Raw genomic sequence first — 20,244 nt, forward strand, 5'->3', positions numbered from 1 at the left:
ATGCTGGGCATGGAAGCTGACCTCACACAAATTCTTCAACTCATCGGCGTGATGCTTGCAGCCGGCCTTCTGGCCGGCTTTGTTGCAGGCCTGTTCGGTATTGGCGGCGGGTTCGTCATCGTGCCCGCGCTGCTGCTGGTCTTCCACGTCTTCGACGTGGGGGACGATGTCCTCACCCACCTGGCCATCGGCACGTCCCTGGCAACCATCATCTTCACATCGCTACGCTCCGTGCAGGCCCACAACCGAAAGGGCGCGGTAGACTTCCAGATCATCAAGGACTGGCTGCCCTGGCTGCTCTTCGGGGTCGTTATCGGGATCGTTCTGGCGCGCTTCATGGATGGCCGGTCGATGAAGTGGATCTTCTCCGCGGGCGTCTTCCTCATGGGTCTGCACTTCCTCTTCCCGGTACTGAAGCGGAAAACCCCGGGCCACCTTCCCATGCCGACGGGCCTGCCGCTTGCGGCCATCGCAACCTTCCTCGGTGGGTTTTCAGCCTTGCTGGGCATTGGCGGCGGCACGATCGCGGTGCTGGTGATGACCTGGTGCGGGCGGCCGATCCACCAGGCGGTCGGCACAGCCGCCGGCTTTGGCGTCATTATCGCCCTGCCCGGCAGTATCGGGTTTGCCATTCTCGGCCTGGGAGAAGCGGGCCTTCCCTTTGGCTCGCTCGGCTATGTCAATCTGATCGCGGTCGCAGCAATCTCGACCATGACCTTCATCTCTGCGCCGATCGGGGTGCACGCCGCCCACAAGCTTCCGGCCGAGGCCCTCAAACGTGTTTTCGGCCTCTATCTCGTCGCCACCTCGGCCATCGTACTTTACGATACGTTGCCGAAGTAAAAGCTGGCTGGGAGCCGAGCGCTCTCTGCCCCGGAAACACATGAGTACGCAGGGCCGCTGCTGGCAGTGGCCCTGCAAATCATTCCGGCCAGACCTAGATAAGCAAATAATGCAGCCCGTCGCAGAAGCTGTGGCACAGTGCGGGCGCAGGAAACGGAGAGGCCGGCAGAGAGATGTTCAAGAAAAAATCCGGGTCTATCAGCAAGCAACGGCTTCAACAGGCCCTTGGCAAACGGAAGGCAAAGCCTGCGGCGATGCCAAAGCCGCGTCTGCAAGCCTCCCGCGCCGAGCGTCAGCAGACATGGGTGCCTTGTCTGCTTTGCTGGCCACCGAACAGGAAAGCCCATGGCATCTGCATGGACATTTCCGAAACCGGCGCACGCATCCGCAATCGCAAGCGCATGCCCCTCCCGCCCCGCTTCCGGTTTCAGTGTCCACGGCTCGGCATCGACACACGGGCCCGGCTGGTCAGGCAGGATGATGTCGATATCGCCATCGCATTCGAGACCCGGCAGAACCTATAGCCGCGAAGGGCCCACCTGCTCTGGCTTACTCGCCCGCGGACTGGGCGAGAACACCCTGCCACGCCTCGTTGAAGCCCTGCATGGAAAACTTCAACTGGACATCCTGGTCGGTCTGCAAGCGATACTTGGCCGTCAGCGCATCCTCTTGCTCGACAAGGTTGCGCTCTTCCGCACTGAGCACCCGGCCGGCCTCGCAGCTTTGGGGACCACAGACGACGAAGGGAAGCGGCTCGAGCGGCTCGCCCTCCTCGCCAGAAAGGGTCACCCCCGTCGGCAGCCACACCGTATTCGGCAGTTGCACCGAGACCTGCAGGGTGTCCTGTCCCTTCACCAGGCGGGTCGAGATCACGCTCGTCAGAACGTTTTCGCCATTGTCCGCCTTCACGGTCACCGGCGAATAGACGCGGCAGCTATGTGGGTCGCCCGGCTTCGAACACTGGGAAATCCAGGCGTCGTAAACCGTCTTCTCGCCGGCCGCCGGGCTGGCCGCCCCCTCTGCGAAAGAGGGGGCGGCTGCCAGAACGAGTCCGGCGACGATGGAGGCGGCGTGTTTGGAAACTGGCATGTGTGGGGTCCTCTGCTTACCAGTGCCAGATGAATGTGGCATTCGCGCTCTGCCGGGAGAAGCGGTCGCTTTCTTCCAGGCGCACACCGAAGCCGACATCGACGGCCTTCGACACTTCGACATCGAAGCCACCGGCGAGGCTCAGCGTATAGTTGCCGAGCGACGGCGACTGCACATCGAAACGCGCCCCATGCAGCATCGGATCGACGGTTGTCGCCTGATCCTGAAGCTCTTCGCTCAGGAAGAGCGACATGGTCGGGCGAACTGTCATGGTCTCACGGATCCACTGCCCGGCGAGACGAGCCCCGACACGGGCCTGAAGGCTGGCGCGCTGCTCATCATGGAAGCTGAGGGCGAGTGCTTCGGCGCCGGCCTCCCGGACATCCTGACGGGCGACCTCATTGTGGCTGAGGCCAACAGCCGGCGTGATGGTGAAGCCGTTGAGACCGATCGCGCGGCCCGCCTCGACATCGAAAGCAAGCGAATCGCCATCCGGGCTTGAGCGCAGCTGCTCGGTGCCAGTCGACAGATCGACGTACCGGCTGGTCGAATAGCGGTCGAGCCCATAGGATACCAGGCCGTCGACATAAGCCTTCCCAGTCACATACCGGCCATAAGCGGTCAGCGTATAGCTGTCGGCCACGGCCGATCCCATCTGCTCGGTATTGGAGCGGGTCTCGGAAAAGGTGAACGCAGCCCCCGCCCGGACCGAGGGGACGATCTGCGCGTCGGCGCCCACCGTCAGCGCCAGGGTATCGGCGTCGAAATTGCTGGCGTTCCGGTCGCCATCATAGTGGGTGTAGTCATAGGACGATATAGCCCACAGGCTTTCGGCAACCTCACCGCGCCCTGCGATGGCCTGCATGCGATCACGCACCGTGGACCGGATCTGACGCCGTGTCTGGAACATGGCCTCCATGCTGTCGGCGTGGATTTCACCGGCCGCCTGCTGCATGACACGCTCAAGCTCGACCGCGTCGAGACCGGACAGTCCGGCCAGCAGCGCCCCGACCGCACCGTCGTCGCGCACACCGGCGGCCCCGCGGAAGCGGTCCAGCGCGGCCCCGAAGGCGCCGGCATTGCCGTCGGCAAACAACCCATAAGACTCCGGCGTGAGTGTCAGCAGGATGGTGTTGTCGAGATAGACAACGTCAAAGCGGGCATTCTCCGGCATTCCGTCGACTGGCTGGCTGAGCCCCTCGAAGGAGCCTTCAACCCCACCTTCTGCCTCGACGACACGGAACATGTCCCCGATGGACGGGTCGAAGCTGTTGGTGGCATCGCCCGTGATGCCGCGCAGGATGGGCGCGATGGTGCCACCAGCGGTATAGACGCTGGTTTCGCCCGTCAGAACGAGGCTGTCATGGAAGCCGGCGCCCGTACCGGGCTGGAGCCCGTCAATGTCGAGCGACAGCGTGCTGCCCGCCAGCTGTGTGACGCTGCCACTGACGACAAGCCGTCCTGGCGAGTTGCCCGGGGCAAGAATGCCGGACACCTCAACATCGCCAATAACGCCGCCCGAGCCTTCCATTACGGCGCCCTGGTCGACCCAGACATTGCCGCCGAACACGCTGTTGAAAGACATCGAGCCCTCATGGACGCAGGCGCCGATATCGTTGCTGCCTTCAGCCATGAGCGAGAGCTTGCCCGTACCGAACTTGTGCAGGCAGTCGCTACCGGCGAAGCCGCCGGTGAACGACACATTGTTCACGCCGGTATCGACCTTCGCATTCGAGCCCATGATGAGGACCGACTGGGAAATGTTGAGGTCGGTCCCGGCCGTATAGGTCGCATCCTGGCGCAGCACGATCGTGCCGTCGGCAGAGCCGGAGGCATTCTCGCCCATGACGACCATGTTGCCACCGAGCACTTCGACATAGACTTGGCTGTTGGCGCCGCTGAGCGTGAGCGTGCCATCGCCCAGCTTGTAGAGCGATCCGTTGCCCGTGAGGTCCGAAGTGACGTTAACGTCGTGGCCAGCCGTGTCGAAGGCGGCATAGCGCGTATCGTCAACGAAGATCGTGTGGTCGATATCGAACGAGTCCAGCGTACGCAGGATCGTATCATCCGCGATGGAGACGATGCCGTCTGTCGTGCCCAGCGCCGCGTTGGAATCGAACTCGAGCGTGCCGCCCTTCACGTTCAGACCCGTGAAGCTGTTGGCGCCGGTAAGCCGCAGCGTGCCCGCACCTTCCTTGTTCAGGCTGCCATCACCGCCGATGTTTCCGGTCAGCTCAAGCAGATGGCCATTCGTGTTGATGACAGAGTTCGGATCACTCAGAGTGAAAGCATTGTCGCTGGCAAAATCACCGGATGCGACGAGCATGGCATCCCCGATCGTGACAGTCCCGCTGCCGAGAGATGCATCGGCCCCGGCCATCACGCCACCATCATTGATGGTCAGTCCGCCAGAGAAGCTGTTCTCTCCTGTCAGGGCCAGAAGCCCCTTGCCGTCCTGAATGAGCGCCCCGGTTCCGGAAATGGAGCCGCCGAAAAGCGAGTCGTCCGAACCGGTAAAGGTCAGGTCTTTCTCACCCAGCGAAACACGCCCGTTGCCCGCCAGGGTCTGAAGGCCTGCGCCTTCATTCGTATGCGAGATATCAAGGGTGCCCTCGATCGTGGCGCAACCCGACGTGACGATGGAGCCATTGCCGATCAGAGCGAGCGACGCGTTTTCCGCCACCGTGGTGCAGCCGGTATAGGTGTTCACACCGGACAGGCCCGCATCGCCGGCCGAAATGGTGAGACCACCGGCGCCCGAGATTACGCCGCCAAAGCTCGTTGTAGCACTGGTCAGGGTGAGATCATTGTCGCCGAGGACAACCGAGCCGCCCCCGGTGAGGGACTTGATCGCAACGCCTGCATCCGCCGACGCGATATCGAAGGTGCCGTCAGCCTTGATGGCCGCGGAGTCCGCGATGCTGCCTTCGCCTGTCAGGGCGAGGCTGGCACCGGCATTGATGTCGGTTTGCCCCTTGTGGTGGGTCTCGCCGCCGAAGCTTGCAGCGCCCCCCTGGATGACCAGGCCGCCATCGCCATAGGTCCAGCCGTCGAACTGGCCGCTGGCCTGTGTGATGGTCAGCGTCTTCTCGCCAAAGCGTACGCCGCCCGAGCCTGTCAGGTTCTGCAGCGTCGCCCCGTCCGTCGTGTCTTCAATGGACAGGAAGCCTTCAACGGCCAGGCCGCTCGACGCGGCAATCGAGCCGTTTCCGCTCAGGGCAAGGCCGGTGGCCTCACCGATGGTCGTTTCGCCTGTATAGGTGTTGACGCCTTCGAGAGTCAGCTGCCCGCCATCAACATGCAGCGCGCCGTCTCCCGAAATCACACCGGCAAATGTCTCGCCATTAACCACCCGGAGGTCATTGTCGCCCATGACGATTTCACCGCCACCATTGAGCCACCAGACCTCGCCGGCATCTGTCTTGTTCGAGATGTCGAGGGTGCCGTCCACCGTGACACCGCCGGAATAGCGGATATCGCCATCGCCCTTGAGCGCCAGGCTCGCGCCTTCCTGAATTTCGGTCTCACCGCGATAATTTTGCTGGGCCGTGAGAGCCGCATCGCCACCGGCAACAGTCAGGCCGCCCTGCCCGGACATGACGCCATCGAACTGGCCGCTGGCATTGGTCAGTGTCAGCGTCTTGTCGCCGAGCGTAACCTTGCCGCTGCCATCGATCGTGGTGATCGAAGCCCCGGCATCCGTACCGGAAATATCGAATGTCCCGTTTGCGGTGACCCCCGAGGACGCCGCCACAGTGCCCGTTCCAGTGAGGGCGAGTGTCGCGCCATTGTCGATGGTCGTCGCGCCGGCATAGGTGTTCTCACCACTCAGCGTCAGCGAGCCGGAGCCCGCCACGGTCATACCGCCCGAGGCCCCATCCTCATTGCTCAACGTGCCAGTAACGGCAATATTATGGCCCGCTGTATCGATCGTCCCGCCGGCATCCGTGATCGTGAAATCCGTTGAAAGGGCCGCATCCCCGGTCGTCGCCAGCGTGCCCCCGTCAAAGACAGTGGTTACATCACCATCATTGAGCTGATCGACCGTGTACTGTCCGACGGCTGTGTCGATATCCGGTATGCTCGGCTCAGCGCCACCGACATCTTCCAGTTCCCCCGACTCGCCGATGGTAAAGGACCCATTGTTGATGGCGGTATCGCTCGGTTGCCAGTTCGCGGTAAAGGAGGAGCCCTGCGTATAGCCGAACAGATACTCGCCCGGCGCCAGACTGGTGAAGGTCACCGACTGGAAGGCGTAAATTGAGTGTCCACCAGAATCACCTGTCAGGTCGCCCTGCTCGGGCGTGGACGTGTTGGGAAAGAAGTAGTTCTCGCCAGCCACGAGCCCGTCCGGCACCGTGCCGTCCGACACGCTCACGAAACCATCCACCAGTTCGAAGGTCTGCGTTCCGATTTGCGTTCCGTCCGCCATTGTCAGCAGGAGGTCGCCTTCAGCTGCGCTCAGGCCGCTACTGTGCCAGCTCCCATAGAAGATCTCGGCATCGTAGAAGCCCTCGGAGTCCGAAGGCGTGATGATAAAGCCAAGCGCATCGGTATGCGCATAAGCCGTGCTCGAAAGAGATGTTGTGGCCATCAAGGCCGCAACCGCCGCTTTGGAGCCAAAGTTGATTATTTGGTTTTGCATGACACTCACCGTCCCAGCCATTTCTACTGGCGCGGGAGAAACCATTCGCCGCTTTAAAGCAGCCGGAATCAAAGGTCGCAAAAAGTCTAAATAACCGGCCCTGCCGCCGCTGACGCGATCGGACGCCGAAACACTAACCCCTGTGATTTATATCGATAACTTCCAAAAGGGCCCGTTTTGGGCCACGAAAATGGAAACAACTTTTTGCATTCGTGATGCAAAAAATAGGGTTAATTTAAATATTGCATATGGTAACCATTAATTGGGCATAGGCAAAATCAATCGCACCCATCGAGCGAATAAATAAATCATAACAGCCGATGTCCGTGAAGTCCGTGTTTCGAGTAGATTACCAGGCAAAAAAATAACGTCAAAAAGCCCGTTAAGGCGAGGTGACCGGTCTCATCCGAATCTCCTGTCTGACAGCGCCAGCCCAGTAGATATCATGAAATTCTCTGTCCCTCTTTTTCATGACCACCCAGAACCCATCCTGGTCTTCGATCGTGAAAGTCTGCGCTTTCTGGACGTCAACGACGCTGCCACTGACCTCTATGGCTATTCCAAGGATGAATTTCTGGGAATGACCATCGCTGACATCAGGCCCGCTGAAGACGTGCCAAAACTCAGGGAAGCGATACGCCGCCAAGCCTTCGGGAACAAAAAGGCCGGCATCTGGCGACATACCCTCAAGAATGGCCAGACGATTCACGTCCGGATTACGTCCCTCCCCCTGGATCACGGCAACCGGCAGGCCGAGCTGGTGCTGCCCATCGATCTTGCAGACGTTATGCAGGCCCGGAAGAAGGCCGACGCAACAGCAGACCAGCTGGGCACGTTGAAAGCCGAAGCGGACAGTTCGGCGCAGCGGTTCCAGCTCCTCTTCGAAGCCTCCCCCTCCAACATGATTGCTTTTGGCCCGAGCGATCAGGAGCATCGCATCCTTGCTGTCACGGAAGCTTTTGTGTCGGCATTCGGCTTCAAACGCGAAGAGCTTGTCGGCAGGCCTCTTTATGAGGTCTTCGCGGCCAAGGAAGGGCAGCCGGGGGCTGAAACGATCGCTGCGCTGAAGCGGTCCGTCGCACGCGCCGAACGGATGCGGGCAACCGACATCATGCCGATCCAGTATATCCCGGTCGACATCGCCCCGACTGACGAGGAAGGTGAGCCGCGGCCCTATTGGTCACCGAGAAATAAACCGGTTTTCGGCAAGGATAACCGGCTCTCCTACATTATTCACCGCACCGAGGACGTGACAGACGCCATTAACCGGGCCGGCAGAAACGAAAGCAGCTTTTCTCCTGAAGACCTCATGAATGAGCCCCGGCTGGCCCCAGCTGTCCAGCAAAGCGAAGATCTCAAGATTTCCAATCTGCGCCTTGAAGAGCAAAGAGCCAATCTCCGTACCGCCCAACGCCTTCTCGGGCTGTGGATCTGGCGGCTGAACCTGGAAACCATGGAATTGAAATGGATCTCCAACCCGAAGGCCGAACTCGACATCCGCACAAGGGATTTCCCGGGCAGTTTTCGTGACTATCTTGCCCTTATCCATCCGGATGACCGCCAACCCCTCCTGGACAGCTTCGAAGAATACCAGCGCAACCGCACACGAATGTTCGAATTCACCCATCGGCTGGTTTTACCAAACAAGACTATTGCGTGGCTTTCGGGCGTTGGAGAAATCACCTACAATACATCCGGTAGAATTCTGACCGGAGTTGCGCGGAACGTCACGGAAGACATGGAGAAAACCTCCCAGCTCAACCTCCTGAACGAGTCGGTGGCCCGGTTGAACGATATCGTCGTTATTACAAAGGCCGACGATATCGACTCCCCCCATGGGCCAAAGATTGTCTTTGTAAACGAAGCCTTTGTGAAACGCACAGGCTATTCCCGCGAGTTTGCGATCGGACAGACCCCACGCATTCTCCAGGGCCCCATGTCCTCACGCGCGGAACTCGACCGCATACGGCAGGCCCTCGAGAACGGCGAGCAGGTCCGGACAGAGCTGATCAACCATGACAAGATGGGCGCCCCCTTCTGGGTCGAGATCGATATCGTGCCGGTATCGAACGACGGTCAGAAGAACACCCACTACATCTCCGTGATGCGCGACATCAGCAAGCGCAAGAAAATCGCAGCTGAACGCGAAATGGCGGAAAACCGCTTCAGGCTCATCACCCAGGCGACCAAGGATGTGATCTGGGACAGGTCACTGCCGGACGACCAGATCTGGTGGAATCATAACTATGCTTGGGCATTCGGCTATTCAACGGAAGGGACCTCGGCCTCCTATGAGTCCTGGGTTTCCCGGATTCACGAGGCCGACCGGGACCGCATTCTCTCAAGCCTGGAGCAATTTCGGGCAAGCACGCTGACCTTCTGGTCGGAGGATTATCGCTTCATCCGCGCCGATGGCGAGATACGCTGGATTTCGGAACGTGTGACAGCGGTGCGCGACAAAGACGGCGCCCCCGTCAGAATGCTCGGCACGATGGAGGATTTCACTGAACGCCGGGAGCTGGAAGAACGCGTCAGGCTGTCGGAGCGCCTTGAATCCCTCGGCCAGCTGACCGGCGGGATTGCCCATGATTTCAACAATCTGCTCACAGTCATTCTCGGCAATAGCGAAAGTCTCGCCAAACGCCTGCCGTCCGGCCCGCTAAAGGATATGGCAGACCTCTCGCTCGCGGCTTGCGAGAGCGCCGAAGAGCTCGTCAGCCGGCTACTGTCCTTCGCGCGGCGCCAGCCTCTCGACCCTGACTATGTCGAGGTCAATGAGCGCCTGACGCATGCCAGCAAGCTTCTGCGCAGAACCTTGCCGGAATCGATCAACCTTGATTTCTCGCTCTCGCCAGAAACGGGTATCGTGCTGGTGGATCTGACCCAGTTCGATACGGCGATCCTGAACCTCTGCCTCAATGCACGGGATGCAATGCCCAAAGGCGGCACCATCCTTATTGAATCGCGAAGCGTCTTTATGGACCACAAGATGGCTGATCATGTCGAAGGCCTGTCGCCCGGGCGGTATGTCCAGGTCTCCATCAGCGACACAGGCGCCGGTATGGACAGCAGGACAGCCGAAAAAGCCTTTGAACCCTTCTTTACAACCAAGGTCGCAGGCGCTGGGTCGGGGCTCGGCCTCAGCATGGTCTATGGCTTTGCCAAGCAGTCCGGTGGCCACGCGACGATCTATTCCGAACCCGGTACAGGAACGCGCGTCTCGCTTTATTTCCCCCAGGCCGATACCGATGAGGTCGGCCTGATCAATCATGATTCCTCTCAGGGCTCGTCCCTGCCCGATCTGAAGGTGCTCGTTGTCGAGGACAATGAGTTCGTCATGGCCCATGTCGAACGTCTCATGGCCGAACTCGGACTGCAGATCCTGACAGCAACAAATGCCAACCTTGCGCTGGAGCTGCTCCGGAAGCAACCGGACATCTCGCTACTCTTTACCGACATCGTTCTGCCCGGCGGCATGAATGGAGACGAGCTTGCCCGGGAGGCCCGGAAAATGCTCCCGAACCTTCATGTGATCTACACAACCGGATATACGCAGAATGCGATTGCCCATCAGGGCGACATCAGTGATGACAGCGTGCTGCTAACCAAGCCCTATCGCCGCGACGAGCTTCACGAGAAGATCCTGAAAGCCCTGAACATCAAACCAGAGGATGCATGATCCTCGGTGCGGCGCTTCAGGCGGTCGTCACAAGCCGGTAGCCTTTGCCGCGAACCGAAAGCAGTCTTCGGTTTCCCTCGTCACCAGCCTCGGACATCTTCCGCCGCAAGCGGCCGACATAGGTTTCGAGCGACTTCTCGCCATACCGGCCCTCACGTCCGAAAGCCTTCAGGTAGAGGCGCTCGCGCGAAACGATGCCACCGCCGGCGGCAGCAAGGCTGGACAATAGAGCGGCCTCCGCGCCGGTGAGGGAACACGCTTCGCCCGGCCCCGTCAGGAGCCGGCTATTCGGGTCGAAAGCAAGCCGGCCGATTTCATAGGTCTTGCCAGCAGGAAGCTGCGACCGGTCTGCACTGTCGACCAGTTTACGGACCCGAGCGTGGAGCTCTTCCACGCCCACGGGTTTCATCACATAGTCGTCCGCCCCGCTATTCAGCGTGTCGGCCCGGAACCGCGTGTCGCCCCACGCCGACAGCATGATAACCGGCACTTTAGCGATCTGCCGGATTTCAGACAGGATCATCGACCCGCTCGCATCGGGAAGGCGCAGGTCGACAATCACACAATCGAACTCGAGAAGCCTGCTGGAAAAGATAATCTGTCTCACATCGGCGAAACTCTGGGCGGTAACAATCTCATCCGTCTCATCCGGCCAGCCAAGCTGGATTGTCTTGAGCAGTTTGACCTCGTCATCGATCAGCAGGATGCGCATGAAAGAAATTATCCTCCCTGAATTCGGCAACCTGCCAGGCCGCCTATTATGCCAATGAAATCGCCTGTTTTGATCCTTGGCTTGGCTCACCTTTTTTCTGACTTTCAGCCTGCCGGACCAGCCACGTTTCAAGGTCCGCAAAGGCCAAAGGCTTACTGAGCGCGTATCCCTGAACGTAATGGCAGCCCATGGCCTGGGCAACTGCCACCTGAGCGGCGGTCTCCACGCCTTCTGCCACAAGCCAGGCGTTGCAGACCCGGGCGAGATGAATGATCGAGCGGACGACCCTCATCGCCCGCTCGTCATTTGCGACTCCCGTCATCAGCGACCGGTCGATCTTTATGCCATCGACCGGCAGGTCCAGGAGGGCCCTGAGGTTGGAATACCCGGTTCCATAATCATCCAGGGCGAGCTTGATGCCCGCCCGCTTCAGGGTGGCGATGGTCGCCTTCGCCTGCTCGAAATCTGGAAAGATGTCGGACTCCGTGATCTCGATGCAGATGTTTTCCAGGGATAGGCCGCAGCAGCGGACCGCCTCGATGAAACGATCGACATGATCATCCCGGCTGAGCACCATGGGAGAGACATTGAATGTCACAAAACTCACCTGACCGCTCTCGACCAAGGGCTTCAGCTCCCGGCAAGCTTTCCGGGCGACGAGAAGGTCGAGATCGGACAGGAGACCGCAATCTGTTGCGACACGAATGAACTCATCCGGGGGAACATCGCCGAGATGCTCATCCTGCCACCGCGCGAGAACCTCGACCCCTATGCCAAGATCGCTCTTGCCCGGCACAATAGGCTGATAGAAAGGCTCAAGGGTCTCCTTTGAGACAGCATGGCGCAGCCCCTGTTCGAGCGCCTTTCGCCGCGCCCGTTTCTGCTCCAGCGCCGCGTCGAACAGTCTGACCTGATTTTTGCCGGAGCGCTTGGCCTCGATAAGGGCCGCATCCGCGTTGCGCTTCAGCGTTTCCAGATCAAACGCGTCCGCCCCGAAAGCCGACACCCCCGCAGACCCTGTCAGGTTGAGGCTCAGGCCATCGATCCGTATTGCATCGAAAACGCGCGACCACACCTGGCGCGCCAGTTCGGTAAAAGCCTCCGGATCCTTTTCCTCCGAGCGCGCCAGAACCGCAAACTCATCCCCGCCGACTCGTGCTGCGCTGACGACGTTGCCCGGCGCACGAAGCCGCCTTCCGATCGCCCGCAGCAAGCGGTCACCGACATGGTGGCCATAGGTATCGTTGATGAACTTGAAGTCGTCGAGGTCGATATAGACCAGAAAAAGATTGGCGCATTCTGCGCCGGCCTGCACGACTTCCTTCTGGAGATCCCGGTCGAGACCGGCCCGATTCTTCAGGCCGGTCGGATGATCTGTATTGGAGGCCTTCAAAGCTTCCTTGTGTTTTAGCTGGGCACGACGGAGCCTGTGTTCCAAACGCAGGCGTTCCAGCGAGAGCCCCTTATAGACAAGTGCGGCAGCGTCCGGGGACGGTGTGTCCTGCGCGCCCTCGACAGCTTTGGCATGCACCGCCGGAGACGACACGAAAGACAGGCCGGCCACCAGGTCCGTCGTCTCGTCCGAACCGATCCGGATCAGCTTCATGACGCTCACGGCGCCATTGAAGAACGTATACTCCTCGATCTGGTCCTCACCTTTCAGCGCGTCTTCAAGCGAGCGTCTGGCCCGCATGCGCCCGCTGCGCTCGAGGAGATCGAGAAAGCGGCGGCCCGCTGCTCTGTGAAGGCCAAGACGCGTACAGAAGGCGCTATTGGCGAAGAGGATCTTTCCCTGCCTGTCGACAACGAAAAGTTCGCTATTGATCGACTTGAAATGCTGCTCCGAGAGTTGAATCCTGCCTGTCTTCACACACACCACCATCGTTTCTAGTTGTATTTATATTCCACGATATCCCCCAGTATTACGGAGAAATGAGCGAGCATTCTCAACTTGCTCCCGGTCAGTATTCTGGACGTCGTATCGATCAGACAAAGCGCACCGATAACGTGCTGGTCCAGAACCACCGGGCTGCCGGCATAGAAGCGGATATTCGGGTCGCCGATGACAAACGGATTTCTGGAAAACCTCGGATCCTTGAGCGTATCGCTCACCACCATCGGCTGGCCGCTTCGGACGACATGGGTGCAAAAGGACTTTGCCCGGTCGGTCAGCCGGTAGTTGATGCCGACACTGGCTTTCGTCCATTGCTGACGCCTGCCAATGAGCGAAAAGCTGGCCATGGGAACGGAAAAATATGCCGCAAGGTTTTCGACCAGGTCATCGAGCTCGCGATCGTTATTGAAGTTGAGGATATTGAGCCCCTCCAGAAAGCGTATTCGCGCCGCTTCCGATATGCCGGGGGATGTGCCGGTGAAACCGGGGGGCGTAAGATCGTTCATGGCCCTCTCCTCTTCCAACCAGACCGCTATCCAGATTTCCTCATTACTCGTTCTGGCCCCTTTACGCTCTAAGGTAGCAAAGCTTCCGGCGACTTCTTCAAAGGTCAAAAAAGGTCTTTACGCGTCTGCAGCGGGTCTGCCTCCTGATCGGTAACCAGTTGCAGGCCGGCAATGCGCTCATAGAGACCGAGCCGCTGCCGCACCTTACTGAGGTCGCGGTAGACCGCCATTTCCAGCTCCTTGCGCGACGCCAGTCGCAGCGCAGCCTCTATTGCGGCTTCGAGAGGCTCATTCCGGCTCGACGACCTGGCTAGACATTCCAGGGCGAACTCCAGGGACGCCCTCACCGATGTTGCGTGGACAGCATCAATGGCTGGCCTGTCGAACGTCAGAACGTTATCACTCGGCATTTTGCGACCTCACTCGAATTATCTGGGCCGGTCTTGGCCTCGATACCGAGTTTAAGAGGGCAAAAAGCAGGAAGAGGTGACTCAAAAGTCTAAAAGGGTCATTGCGCAGCACTCAACCTGCAGTGACCCCTTCAGATACATCGAAAGACAATTGAATACCTAAAGACCGAGCACCATCACCGATTGAAACGCGACCAATACCATCAAAAACGGCATGCCATCAGGAGGTGCCGAAGACAATACCTAAATGAACTGCATCATTTCGGACTGGAGTTCCCTAGCCTGGAAACCTCATGCGAGATTTGTAGAAAGCGGCATGCCGAGTTCGATCCGCCCCAGCTGCTCGGTGGTGGCATCGAGGTCGTAGATGACATGGTTGCTCATGGTGTTGATGTCGCGCTGCGCGCGCTGCAGCGGGTGGTCGAGCCGGTGCGAGCTGGAGCCGGCCGCCGAACACATCAGATTGATCGCTTCGCGGCAGGTATGCACGGCATGAGCGACAGGCGCGCGTAGCGCAAACCGCTCTTCCGCGCTCAGGGGCTCCCCCCGCTTGCCGGCTTCCTGCGTGCGCCGCGCCACGTCCCGGATGGCCAGCTCGGCAGCGTCGATCATCAGCCTCGCCTTGCCCAGCCGCATTTGAGCCGCGGGCTTTTCCACCTGCTTCTCCCCGGAGCCGAACAGAATCCGCTTGGAAAGATACTCAGTAAAACTCTCAAGCGCAGTGCGGGCCGTGCCCAGAACACAGGTCCCGGCCGTCACCGCCAGAAGCGGGATCATCGGCATGTGATAAAGCGGGTTGTCGTAAAGCTCCCGGCCATACGCTGCACCGGCAGCCATCTTTCCAAAATGCGAGACGCGGTGGGACGGGACGAACACGTCTTTGAGCTCGATATCGTTGCTGCCGGTCCCGATCATGCCGTCCATGAACCAGGTATCGAGCACGGTGGCCTGTTCGGCCGGCAGGGCAAAGAACCAGGGCTGGGGCGGATCCTCGCCCGGAACGGTGCCTCCGCCCAGGATCCAGTCGGCCTGCATGATGCAGGTACCGAACCCCCACCGCCCGCTGAGGCTGTATCCGCCCTCGACCGGGGTCGCCACCATGGTTGGGGCGTTCACACCGGGCGCATTGATATAAGGAGACTTCCCGAAGACTTCGTCCTGCCCCTCCTCCGGGAACTGGGACATCATCCAGTTGTGCTCCATGTTGAAGCTGGTCACCCAGGCCGTCGAGGTACAGCCCTGAGCGAGCTCATAGATAATGTCGACAAAGGTCTCGACGTCGAACTCCAGGCCGCCATACTTCTTCGGCACAAAGTGGTAGAAGAAGCCGGCCTTGCGCACCTCACGCCAGACCTCGTCGACGGGCTTGCGCTGGATTTCCGCTTCACGGGTGTGTTCGGCAAGCAAGGGCTTCAGGGCTTTTGCACGGCGCACCATCTCTTCAGGCGTCAGTGTGTCCAGTTCCTCTCGGGACAGCCAGTCATTGCCCTCCGGAATGCGCTGCTCGGCCGGAATGATGCCGCCTTCGTCTCCATTTGTCGTAAAAGCCACTTTTCTTCCCTCGCGCTGAAGCTATCTCACGATCTGTCGTAAGTTTTTTTAACATCACTGAGCTCAAGACCACAAGAAACTTTGTTAAATTATTTAACATACATGAGCGCGCCTTCGACCACATATATGCATCAGGGCGCAAGCAGCGGTTCTCGAGATTTCGCTTGCGCAGCGACGACGGGCTATCTATTGGCGTGAGACCTGATGGGAAATCAGTCTTCAGCCTCCTCGCGACTAGCGCATCTCTATGTCATGTCGGGTTTGCTCGCCGGCTGGGACTGGTTCGATAACGGCCTCCAGACGGCGCTCTCAGAGCGCGGCATGCCGACCCTGAACAAGACCCAGTCGATGATGATGATGTATATCTCGGCAGGCGTTCATCGCCCGGTCGAGATCGCCAGGAAAATGCGCCTGTCACGGGCGGCCGTACGCCATATGTCCGAACAACTTGCCAAATTCGGGCTGGTCGAGATCAAGGACCATCCCGATGACAAACGCGGCAAACTCATCGATTTTCACGAGGATACCGAGTGGATACGGCAAAGGGCCGTGGAGATCATCTACGGCCTGGAAGAAGAACTCACCTCAAGGATCGGCGCCGAGGATGTGGCTACCTTGAGACGCATCCTGCGTGAGGATTGGGGAAACTCTGTCTCCGGGATGGAGCTCGAAGGCGACACCGCCCCCAAGCGGCGCAAAAGCCGCTAGGGGCGCCCCCCCCCCCCGTCACACGACATCGCCGCGCTCGAAGAGCGCCTGGTAATAGTCTTCCCCGAAGCTTGCGACTTCCCACCAGTTGGAGTCGGCATCCTGCATGATGAAGCGCGTGATACCGTCGCTCGTTGAAAGCTCGCCGAGATGAAGCGTGAAGCCGCTCTCTGCGGCCTTCTTGCGGATATCGACGACGGCCTCCTCACTGCCGACGGCCACGACCCACCGGTTTTCTTCGCCTTGCGGATGGACCTTGTCTCCCAGCCCGGCGCAGACGACGCCCACATCACCGCAGCCGCTCACCAGTTGGGTGATCGGGGAGTGCTGCACGCAGCGCAGGCCAAGGACATTCTCATAGAAATTCCGGGACGGAACGAGCTGTCGGCACTCCAGCGTACCATGGGTCAATTCAGCTTCGCCGACCACCGATGCAGCGGGCTTTTCCGAGACTTCAACCGTCATGCCTCTTCTCCTGTCTCAGCGGGCTTCTTCTTCCTTTTGAAGTCGCCGTTTTCGAAGACCATCTCGTTGGTGATGCCATTGTTGCGATATTCGATTTCCCACCAGTTCTCGTCCAGGTCACTGAAGTAGAACTGATAGGAATTGTGCATCTTGGAGATCTTGTTGACCTGGGTCAGGCCGTAAGTCTCGCCGTCCGACAGGGCAATCTCGCGGATCCGGTCGACCTCCTCGGCCGAGTCGACGGTGAGGCCCCAGTGATTGAACAGGTGCTGGGGGTGCAGAACCTCTTCAACTTCACGGACATCGATCACGAAGCCGCCGCGTTTTCCCTGCTTCATCAGGTTCGCGGAAGTCTTGTCCCGCAGGAGCAGCCGGTCCGGCGCGTAGCGCACACATTCGAAGCCGAGGAACTCCTCATAGAACTTCCTGGCGAGCGTGAGATCGGTCGTCACCATCGCTCCCGCCGCGAATGATGGCAGGCGGTCGGCATCACAGGTGCCTCCGCGTCCATTGGAAACCAGCCTCATGAAACTTCCTTCCCTGCGTGACTGTTCTGGCCGTCCAACCGTACGGCCAACCACTATCCTGCACAATAATTTGGATATTGTGCAATTTTTATACGGAAAACCCCTTAGCTGAAGGACCGAAGGGCGAAACAGGCGCAGGCCCGCCTGCGCCGCTCTCAACCGCTATGGCTTCCGATATTCTTCGCCAATCGGCTCCAGGAGAAATCCGTCACCAAGGTGCTTGCCGAGTGGCGAGGGGAATGTCCGGGTTCCGGCTTCAGGCTCCTGGCCCACGGCCGGCCGCTTGCGCAGCATGCTCTCAAGCGCATGCTCATTCACCTCGAAAATGACCGCCACCTTGTAGGGCGGCCGGTCGGGCAGCGATTCCGGGTGGATGTGGGCGTAGTCATCGCGAACCGTATAGGACTGGGCGGAAATGAAGCCGGGCACCTGTGCCAGATCCCGGGCATGATCGCGGTTCCAGGTCTTCCACTCATCAAGCAGGTCTACCGGGACATCCATCATCAGAACCAGCCGGTAGCGTGTCAGGTCCTCTTCGACGGCCTTGCTGTGAAACGCCTCTGAATCCGGCTCCAGCAGATAGCCATCGCCCATATGTTTGCCCAGAGGAGACGGGAATGGGCGGCTCCCGCCGGCAGGCCCCTGCCCCATCTCCGGGGTTTTCGTGAGGAGCATGGTCTCGAGCATCGGCTCGTCGACTTCGTAGATATTGACCATGGAATACGGGGGAACAAAGGGCAGCGCCTCCGGATGATTGCCCTCATAGTCGGGCCGGACCTTGAAAGTCTGCCCCGAGATGAAACCGGCGTTCACCATGTCGCGGGCATGATCCCGGTTCCAGTCGGCCCATTCGCCATACAGATCTTCCGGCACGTCCATCAGGACGACCAATTTGTACTTTGTCATATCTTTGCTCCTCAATCCCTTTTCAGCCCACAACACACCGGGCACGCCCTGTCGCGTTGACGGGTCTTATTTTTCTATCTTCAACAGCACTTTCCCGGAGACCTCGCGGGCCTCGAGGCGGCGATGGGCCTCCCCGGCCTCTTCGAGCGGCAGGACAGTGACCGGCTGTTCCAGGGCGCCGCGCGAGACAAGATCGACAACGCTTTGCGCAGCGCTGGCCACGCGCCCAAGGTCTGCCGGGGCCTGGGAAATCTTCCCGAGACTGAAGCCCCGCACCGTTTTCGCCCCATGCCAGATCTCGTCGCCCGACAGCGGCTCGTCCTTGCCACTGGCATTGCCCAGAAGGACCATCCGGCCAAAGGGCGCCAGCTGGCGAAGGGCAATCGCGCGCATCGGGCCACCCACGGCATCGAGGGCGAGGTCGATGCCCTGCTTTTCCGTCAGGGCCGACAGGGCCTCTTCCAGGCCATCCGGCTCAAGCACATCGGTGCAGCCCTGCTTCAGCGCGGCCGCCCGCTTCTCGGCTGTCGACGCCACACCGATGATGCGCGAAACGCCGATATTCTTCGCAATCTGTATGGCCATGCTCGCCACCCCACCGGAAGCCCCGGGGAGAAACATGACATCGTCCGGCGTCACCTGGCCGGCATCCTTGAGCGCCATCATCGCCGTCGTGCCATTCGCCAGCGCGGCAGTGGCAGCGGCCATATCAGTGCCGTTATCCAGTTTCAGGATCACTTCGTGCCGGGCGACAGCGACCTCGGCATAGCCGCCGAGCCCCTTCGTCAGAACGAAATTGTTGAGGAAGGCCACGACGCGATCGCCGGGGCTGAAGCCTGTCACCCCCTTGCCGACCGCGCGGATCGTCCCGCCCGCCTCGACACCGGGGGTCATCGGCAGGGGCAGGATCGTGACATCACCCCTGCGCAGGAAGATATCGATGAAGCTGACGCCGGCGAATTCGACATCGATCGTCACCTCACCCTCTGCGGGTTCGGGGGTGGCAACCTCGGTCATCTTGAGGGCTTCGGGGCCGCCATGGGCGGCGATGGTCATTGCTTTCAACGTTCAACTCCCTTGCTTCAAGCAGCCCTGCCAAGAGCATGTCGCACCATGTCTCTTGCCGCATGAAGACCACTCGCGCGCGCCATGACCGGACAGACCGGACCAGCCACGTCTCATTATGTTTTTCGGGCGATGATGGCGGCAGAAAGCAGGAGGCTTTCACCAAGGCGCCGGGCAGAGATGTCCTTGAAGACTTCTCAGCCCCATGGCGCCTTGAACAGAATAGACCAAGTGCCTGCTGCCACGCCGCTGGCAAAGTTCCCAGCCAAGACGCTTATACATATGACGTCATTATCGCCGACTTAGTAACCGCCACGTAGGCTGCTCGGGATTTTATCGTCAAGATTGGCGTTTTGACTTTGGAATATTACAAATTTCACTATTGCGCGCAGATATCCCGACACTAGGTTGTGGACTCATAAACCCTGGTCCAGAGTCGCGTTGAGGCGAGGGCGATGGCTGCGAGGAAGTTCCTTGCGAGCTTGTCGAAGCGTGTTGCGCATCGTCTGAAGTGCTTGAGTTTGTTGAAGTATCGCTCGACCAGATTGCGCTGGCGGTAGATGTCCCTTGCGACTGAGCGCTGGACTTTGCGGTCCCGCTGGGTGGGAATGTGAGCCTCCGCCCCGGCCGCTTCGATCTGCTCGATCAGGGCACGGGCGTCATAGCCCCGGTCGGCGACGACATGACGGGCCTGCCTCAGGCTGGCGATCAGGGCGGCCCCGGTGGCCTTGTCGCTGGCCTGGCCGGGCGAGAGCGCCAGGCGGATGGGCAGGCCGGCCTCATCGACCACGGCATGGATCTTGGTGCTCAGTCCCCCGCGAGAGAGACCGATGGCGTGATCCGGCCCCCCTTTTTTCCGCCTGCGGCGTGCTGGTGGGCGCGGATGATAGAACTGTCGATGAAGGCCATGGATTCCGGGCTCTGCTGCGCCAAAGCGTTGAAAACATTGATCCAGACGCCAGCCTTCGCCCATCTGTTGAAGCGGTTGTAGACCGTCGTGTAAGGGCCGTAGCGTTCCGGCAGGTCACGCCAGGGCGACCCCGTCCGCAGAATATAGAAGATGCCGTTCAGCACCCGGCGGTCATCGGTCCGCGCCACCCCGCGCGGCTTGTTCGGCAACAAGGGCGCAATGATCGCCCACTCCGCATCGCTCAAATCAAAACGGGCCATGAGACACCTCCTTCAAGGCAAGTGAATCATGACCCGTCCAATATGGGAATCCCGCTTATGGGTACAGAACCTAG

The 20,244-nt window shown here is 59.9% G+C and carries 17 protein-coding genes and 1 pseudogene; 6 read left to right on the plus strand and 12 right to left on the minus strand.

The window, feature by feature from the left end:
- Window positions 1-9 precede the first annotated feature (9 nt).
- Complete coding sequence (locus B8784_RS05350) at window positions 10-843, plus strand: sulfite exporter TauE/SafE family protein (RefSeq protein WP_084396585.1); 834 nt, start codon at window positions 10-12, stop codon at window positions 841-843.
- Window positions 844-1,199: 356 nt separating this feature from the next.
- Entirely contained in the window at window positions 1,200-1,367 is a 168-nt protein-coding gene (locus tag B8784_RS21545) for a hypothetical protein (RefSeq protein WP_158085588.1), read from the plus strand.
- Window positions 1,368-1,392: 25 nt separating this feature from the next.
- Here B8784_RS21545 and B8784_RS05360 read toward each other — a convergent pair whose 3' ends face one another.
- Both B8784_RS05360 and B8784_RS05365 read right to left on the minus strand, forming a co-directional pair.
- Entirely contained in the window at window positions 1,393-1,932 is a 540-nt protein-coding gene (locus B8784_RS05360; protein WP_158085589.1) for an invasion associated locus B family protein, read from the minus strand.
- Window positions 1,933-1,948: 16 nt separating this feature from the next.
- Complete coding sequence (locus tag B8784_RS05365) at window positions 1,949-6,526, minus strand: autotransporter domain-containing protein (protein ID WP_158085590.1); 4,578 nt, start codon at window positions 6,524-6,526, stop codon at window positions 1,949-1,951.
- Between B8784_RS05365 and B8784_RS21550 the strand changes: the two genes are divergently transcribed.
- The 3 genes and pseudogenes from B8784_RS21550 to B8784_RS05370 all read left to right on the plus strand — a co-directional run bounded on the left by B8784_RS21550 (window position 6,519) and on the right by B8784_RS05370 (window position 10,256).
- Window positions 6,519-6,671 carry a hypothetical protein gene (locus B8784_RS21550; RefSeq protein ID WP_158085591.1) on the plus strand — a complete coding sequence of 51 codons (153 nt, stop codon included), beginning with the start codon at window positions 6,519-6,521 and terminating at the stop codon, window positions 6,669-6,671. The two genes, B8784_RS05365 and B8784_RS21550, sit on opposite strands and share 8 nt — an antisense overlap.
- Before the next feature lie 351 nt (window positions 6,672-7,022).
- Window positions 7,023-7,283 (plus strand): annotated as a pseudogene (locus B8784_RS22165) (PAS domain-containing protein); the annotation flags it as partial.
- Between the two features lie 255 nt (window positions 7,284-7,538).
- The gene (locus B8784_RS05370; RefSeq protein ID WP_233355981.1) at window positions 7,539-10,256 is read left to right on the plus strand and encodes a PAS domain-containing protein; all 2,718 of its coding nucleotides are present in this window, start codon (window positions 7,539-7,541) and stop codon (window positions 10,254-10,256) included.
- 16 nt (window positions 10,257-10,272) lie between these two features.
- Here B8784_RS05370 and B8784_RS05375 read toward each other — a convergent pair whose 3' ends face one another.
- From B8784_RS05375 to B8784_RS05395, 5 genes are all read right to left on the minus strand, one after another.
- Window positions 10,273-10,968: a response regulator transcription factor gene (locus B8784_RS05375; protein ID WP_084396572.1), complete on the minus strand. Its 696-nt coding sequence runs from the start codon at window positions 10,966-10,968 to the stop codon at window positions 10,273-10,275.
- A gap of 46 nt (window positions 10,969-11,014) precedes the next feature.
- On the minus strand, window positions 11,015-12,838 hold the full coding sequence (locus B8784_RS05380) for a sensor domain-containing protein (protein WP_158085592.1): 1,824 nt from the start codon (window positions 12,836-12,838) through the stop codon (window positions 11,015-11,017).
- Between the two features lie 17 nt (window positions 12,839-12,855).
- On the minus strand, window positions 12,856-13,368 hold the full coding sequence (locus tag B8784_RS05385; RefSeq protein ID WP_143435307.1) for a GAF domain-containing protein: 513 nt from the start codon (window positions 13,366-13,368) through the stop codon (window positions 12,856-12,858).
- A 104-nt stretch (window positions 13,369-13,472) separates the two neighbouring features.
- The gene (locus B8784_RS05390) at window positions 13,473-13,778 is read right to left on the minus strand and encodes a hypothetical protein (protein ID WP_084396575.1); all 306 of its coding nucleotides are present in this window, start codon (window positions 13,776-13,778) and stop codon (window positions 13,473-13,475) included.
- Between the two features lie 291 nt (window positions 13,779-14,069).
- The gene (locus B8784_RS05395; protein WP_084396576.1) at window positions 14,070-15,329 is read right to left on the minus strand and encodes an acyl-CoA dehydrogenase family protein; all 1,260 of its coding nucleotides are present in this window, start codon (window positions 15,327-15,329) and stop codon (window positions 14,070-14,072) included.
- A 204-nt stretch (window positions 15,330-15,533) separates the two neighbouring features.
- Here B8784_RS05395 and B8784_RS05400 point away from each other — a divergent pair, with 204 nt between their 5' ends.
- Window positions 15,534-16,037 (plus strand): MarR family winged helix-turn-helix transcriptional regulator, encoded by a 504-nt coding sequence (locus B8784_RS05400; RefSeq protein WP_084396577.1) that lies wholly within the window; start codon window positions 15,534-15,536, stop codon window positions 16,035-16,037.
- Window positions 16,038-16,055: 18 nt separating this feature from the next.
- On the opposite strand, the gene B8784_RS05405 is transcribed toward B8784_RS05400, so the two are convergent.
- From B8784_RS05405 to B8784_RS05425, 5 genes are all read right to left on the minus strand, one after another.
- The gene (locus B8784_RS05405; RefSeq protein ID WP_084396578.1) at window positions 16,056-16,502 is read right to left on the minus strand and encodes a VOC family protein; all 447 of its coding nucleotides are present in this window, start codon (window positions 16,500-16,502) and stop codon (window positions 16,056-16,058) included.
- Window positions 16,499-16,957, minus strand: coding sequence for a VOC family protein (locus tag B8784_RS05410; protein WP_158085593.1), 459 nt, complete (start codon window positions 16,955-16,957; stop codon window positions 16,499-16,501). The genes B8784_RS05405 and B8784_RS05410 overlap by 4 nt, the downstream gene beginning before the upstream one ends.
- Window positions 16,958-17,191: 234 nt before the next feature.
- Window positions 17,192-17,935, minus strand: a complete 744-nt coding sequence (locus B8784_RS05415; RefSeq protein WP_084396580.1) for a hypothetical protein — start codon at window positions 17,933-17,935, stop codon at window positions 17,192-17,194.
- Between the two features lie 66 nt (window positions 17,936-18,001).
- On the minus strand, window positions 18,002-18,991 hold the full coding sequence (locus tag B8784_RS05420; protein ID WP_084396581.1) for a quinone oxidoreductase family protein: 990 nt from the start codon (window positions 18,989-18,991) through the stop codon (window positions 18,002-18,004).
- A 412-nt stretch (window positions 18,992-19,403) separates the two neighbouring features.
- Window positions 19,404-20,170 (minus strand): IS5 family transposase gene (locus B8784_RS05425; RefSeq protein WP_143435309.1). Its coding sequence is split into 2 segments (ribosomal slippage): window positions 19,404-19,843 and window positions 19,843-20,170, totalling 768 coding nucleotides; the frame shifts between segments, so codons are not numbered across the junction.
- Window positions 20,171-20,244 lie beyond the last annotated feature (74 nt).

This window comes from Henriciella aquimarina (assembly GCF_002088975.1).
Taxonomy (GTDB): Bacteria; Pseudomonadota; Alphaproteobacteria; order Caulobacterales; family Hyphomonadaceae; genus Henriciella; species Henriciella aquimarina.

Coding starts and splice junctions, on each gene's coding strand:
- B8784_RS05350 (WP_084396585.1), top strand. CDS start 10: ATGGAAGCTGACCTCACACAAATTCTTCAACTCATCGGCGTGATGCTT.
- B8784_RS21545 (WP_158085588.1), top strand. CDS start 1,200: ATGGACATTTCCGAAACCGGCGCACGCATCCGCAATCGCAAGCGCATG.
- B8784_RS05360 (WP_158085589.1), bottom strand. CDS start 1,932: ATGCCAGTTTCCAAACACGCCGCCTCCATCGTCGCCGGACTCGTTCTG.
- B8784_RS05365 (WP_158085590.1), bottom strand. CDS start 6,526: ATGGCCACAACATCTCTTTCGAGCACGGCTTATGCGCATACCGATGCG.
- B8784_RS05375 (WP_084396572.1), bottom strand. CDS start 10,968: ATGCGCATCCTGCTGATCGATGACGAGGTCAAACTGCTCAAGACAATC.
- B8784_RS05385 (WP_143435307.1), bottom strand. CDS start 13,368: ATGAACGATCTTACGCCCCCCGGTTTCACCGGCACATCCCCCGGCATA.
- B8784_RS05390 (WP_084396575.1), bottom strand. CDS start 13,778: ATGCCGAGTGATAACGTTCTGACGTTCGACAGGCCAGCCATTGATGCT.
- B8784_RS05400 (WP_084396577.1), top strand. CDS start 15,534: ATGGGAAATCAGTCTTCAGCCTCCTCGCGACTAGCGCATCTCTATGTC.
- B8784_RS05405 (WP_084396578.1), bottom strand. CDS start 16,502: ATGACGGTTGAAGTCTCGGAAAAGCCCGCTGCATCGGTGGTCGGCGAA.
- B8784_RS05410 (WP_158085593.1), bottom strand. CDS start 16,957: ATGGTGACGACCGATCTCACGCTCGCCAGGAAGTTCTATGAGGAGTTC.
- B8784_RS05415 (WP_084396580.1), bottom strand. CDS start 17,935: ATGACAAAGTACAAATTGGTCGTCCTGATGGACGTGCCGGAAGATCTG.
- B8784_RS05420 (WP_084396581.1), bottom strand. CDS start 18,991: ATGACCATCGCCGCCCATGGCGGCCCCGAAGCCCTCAAGATGACCGAG.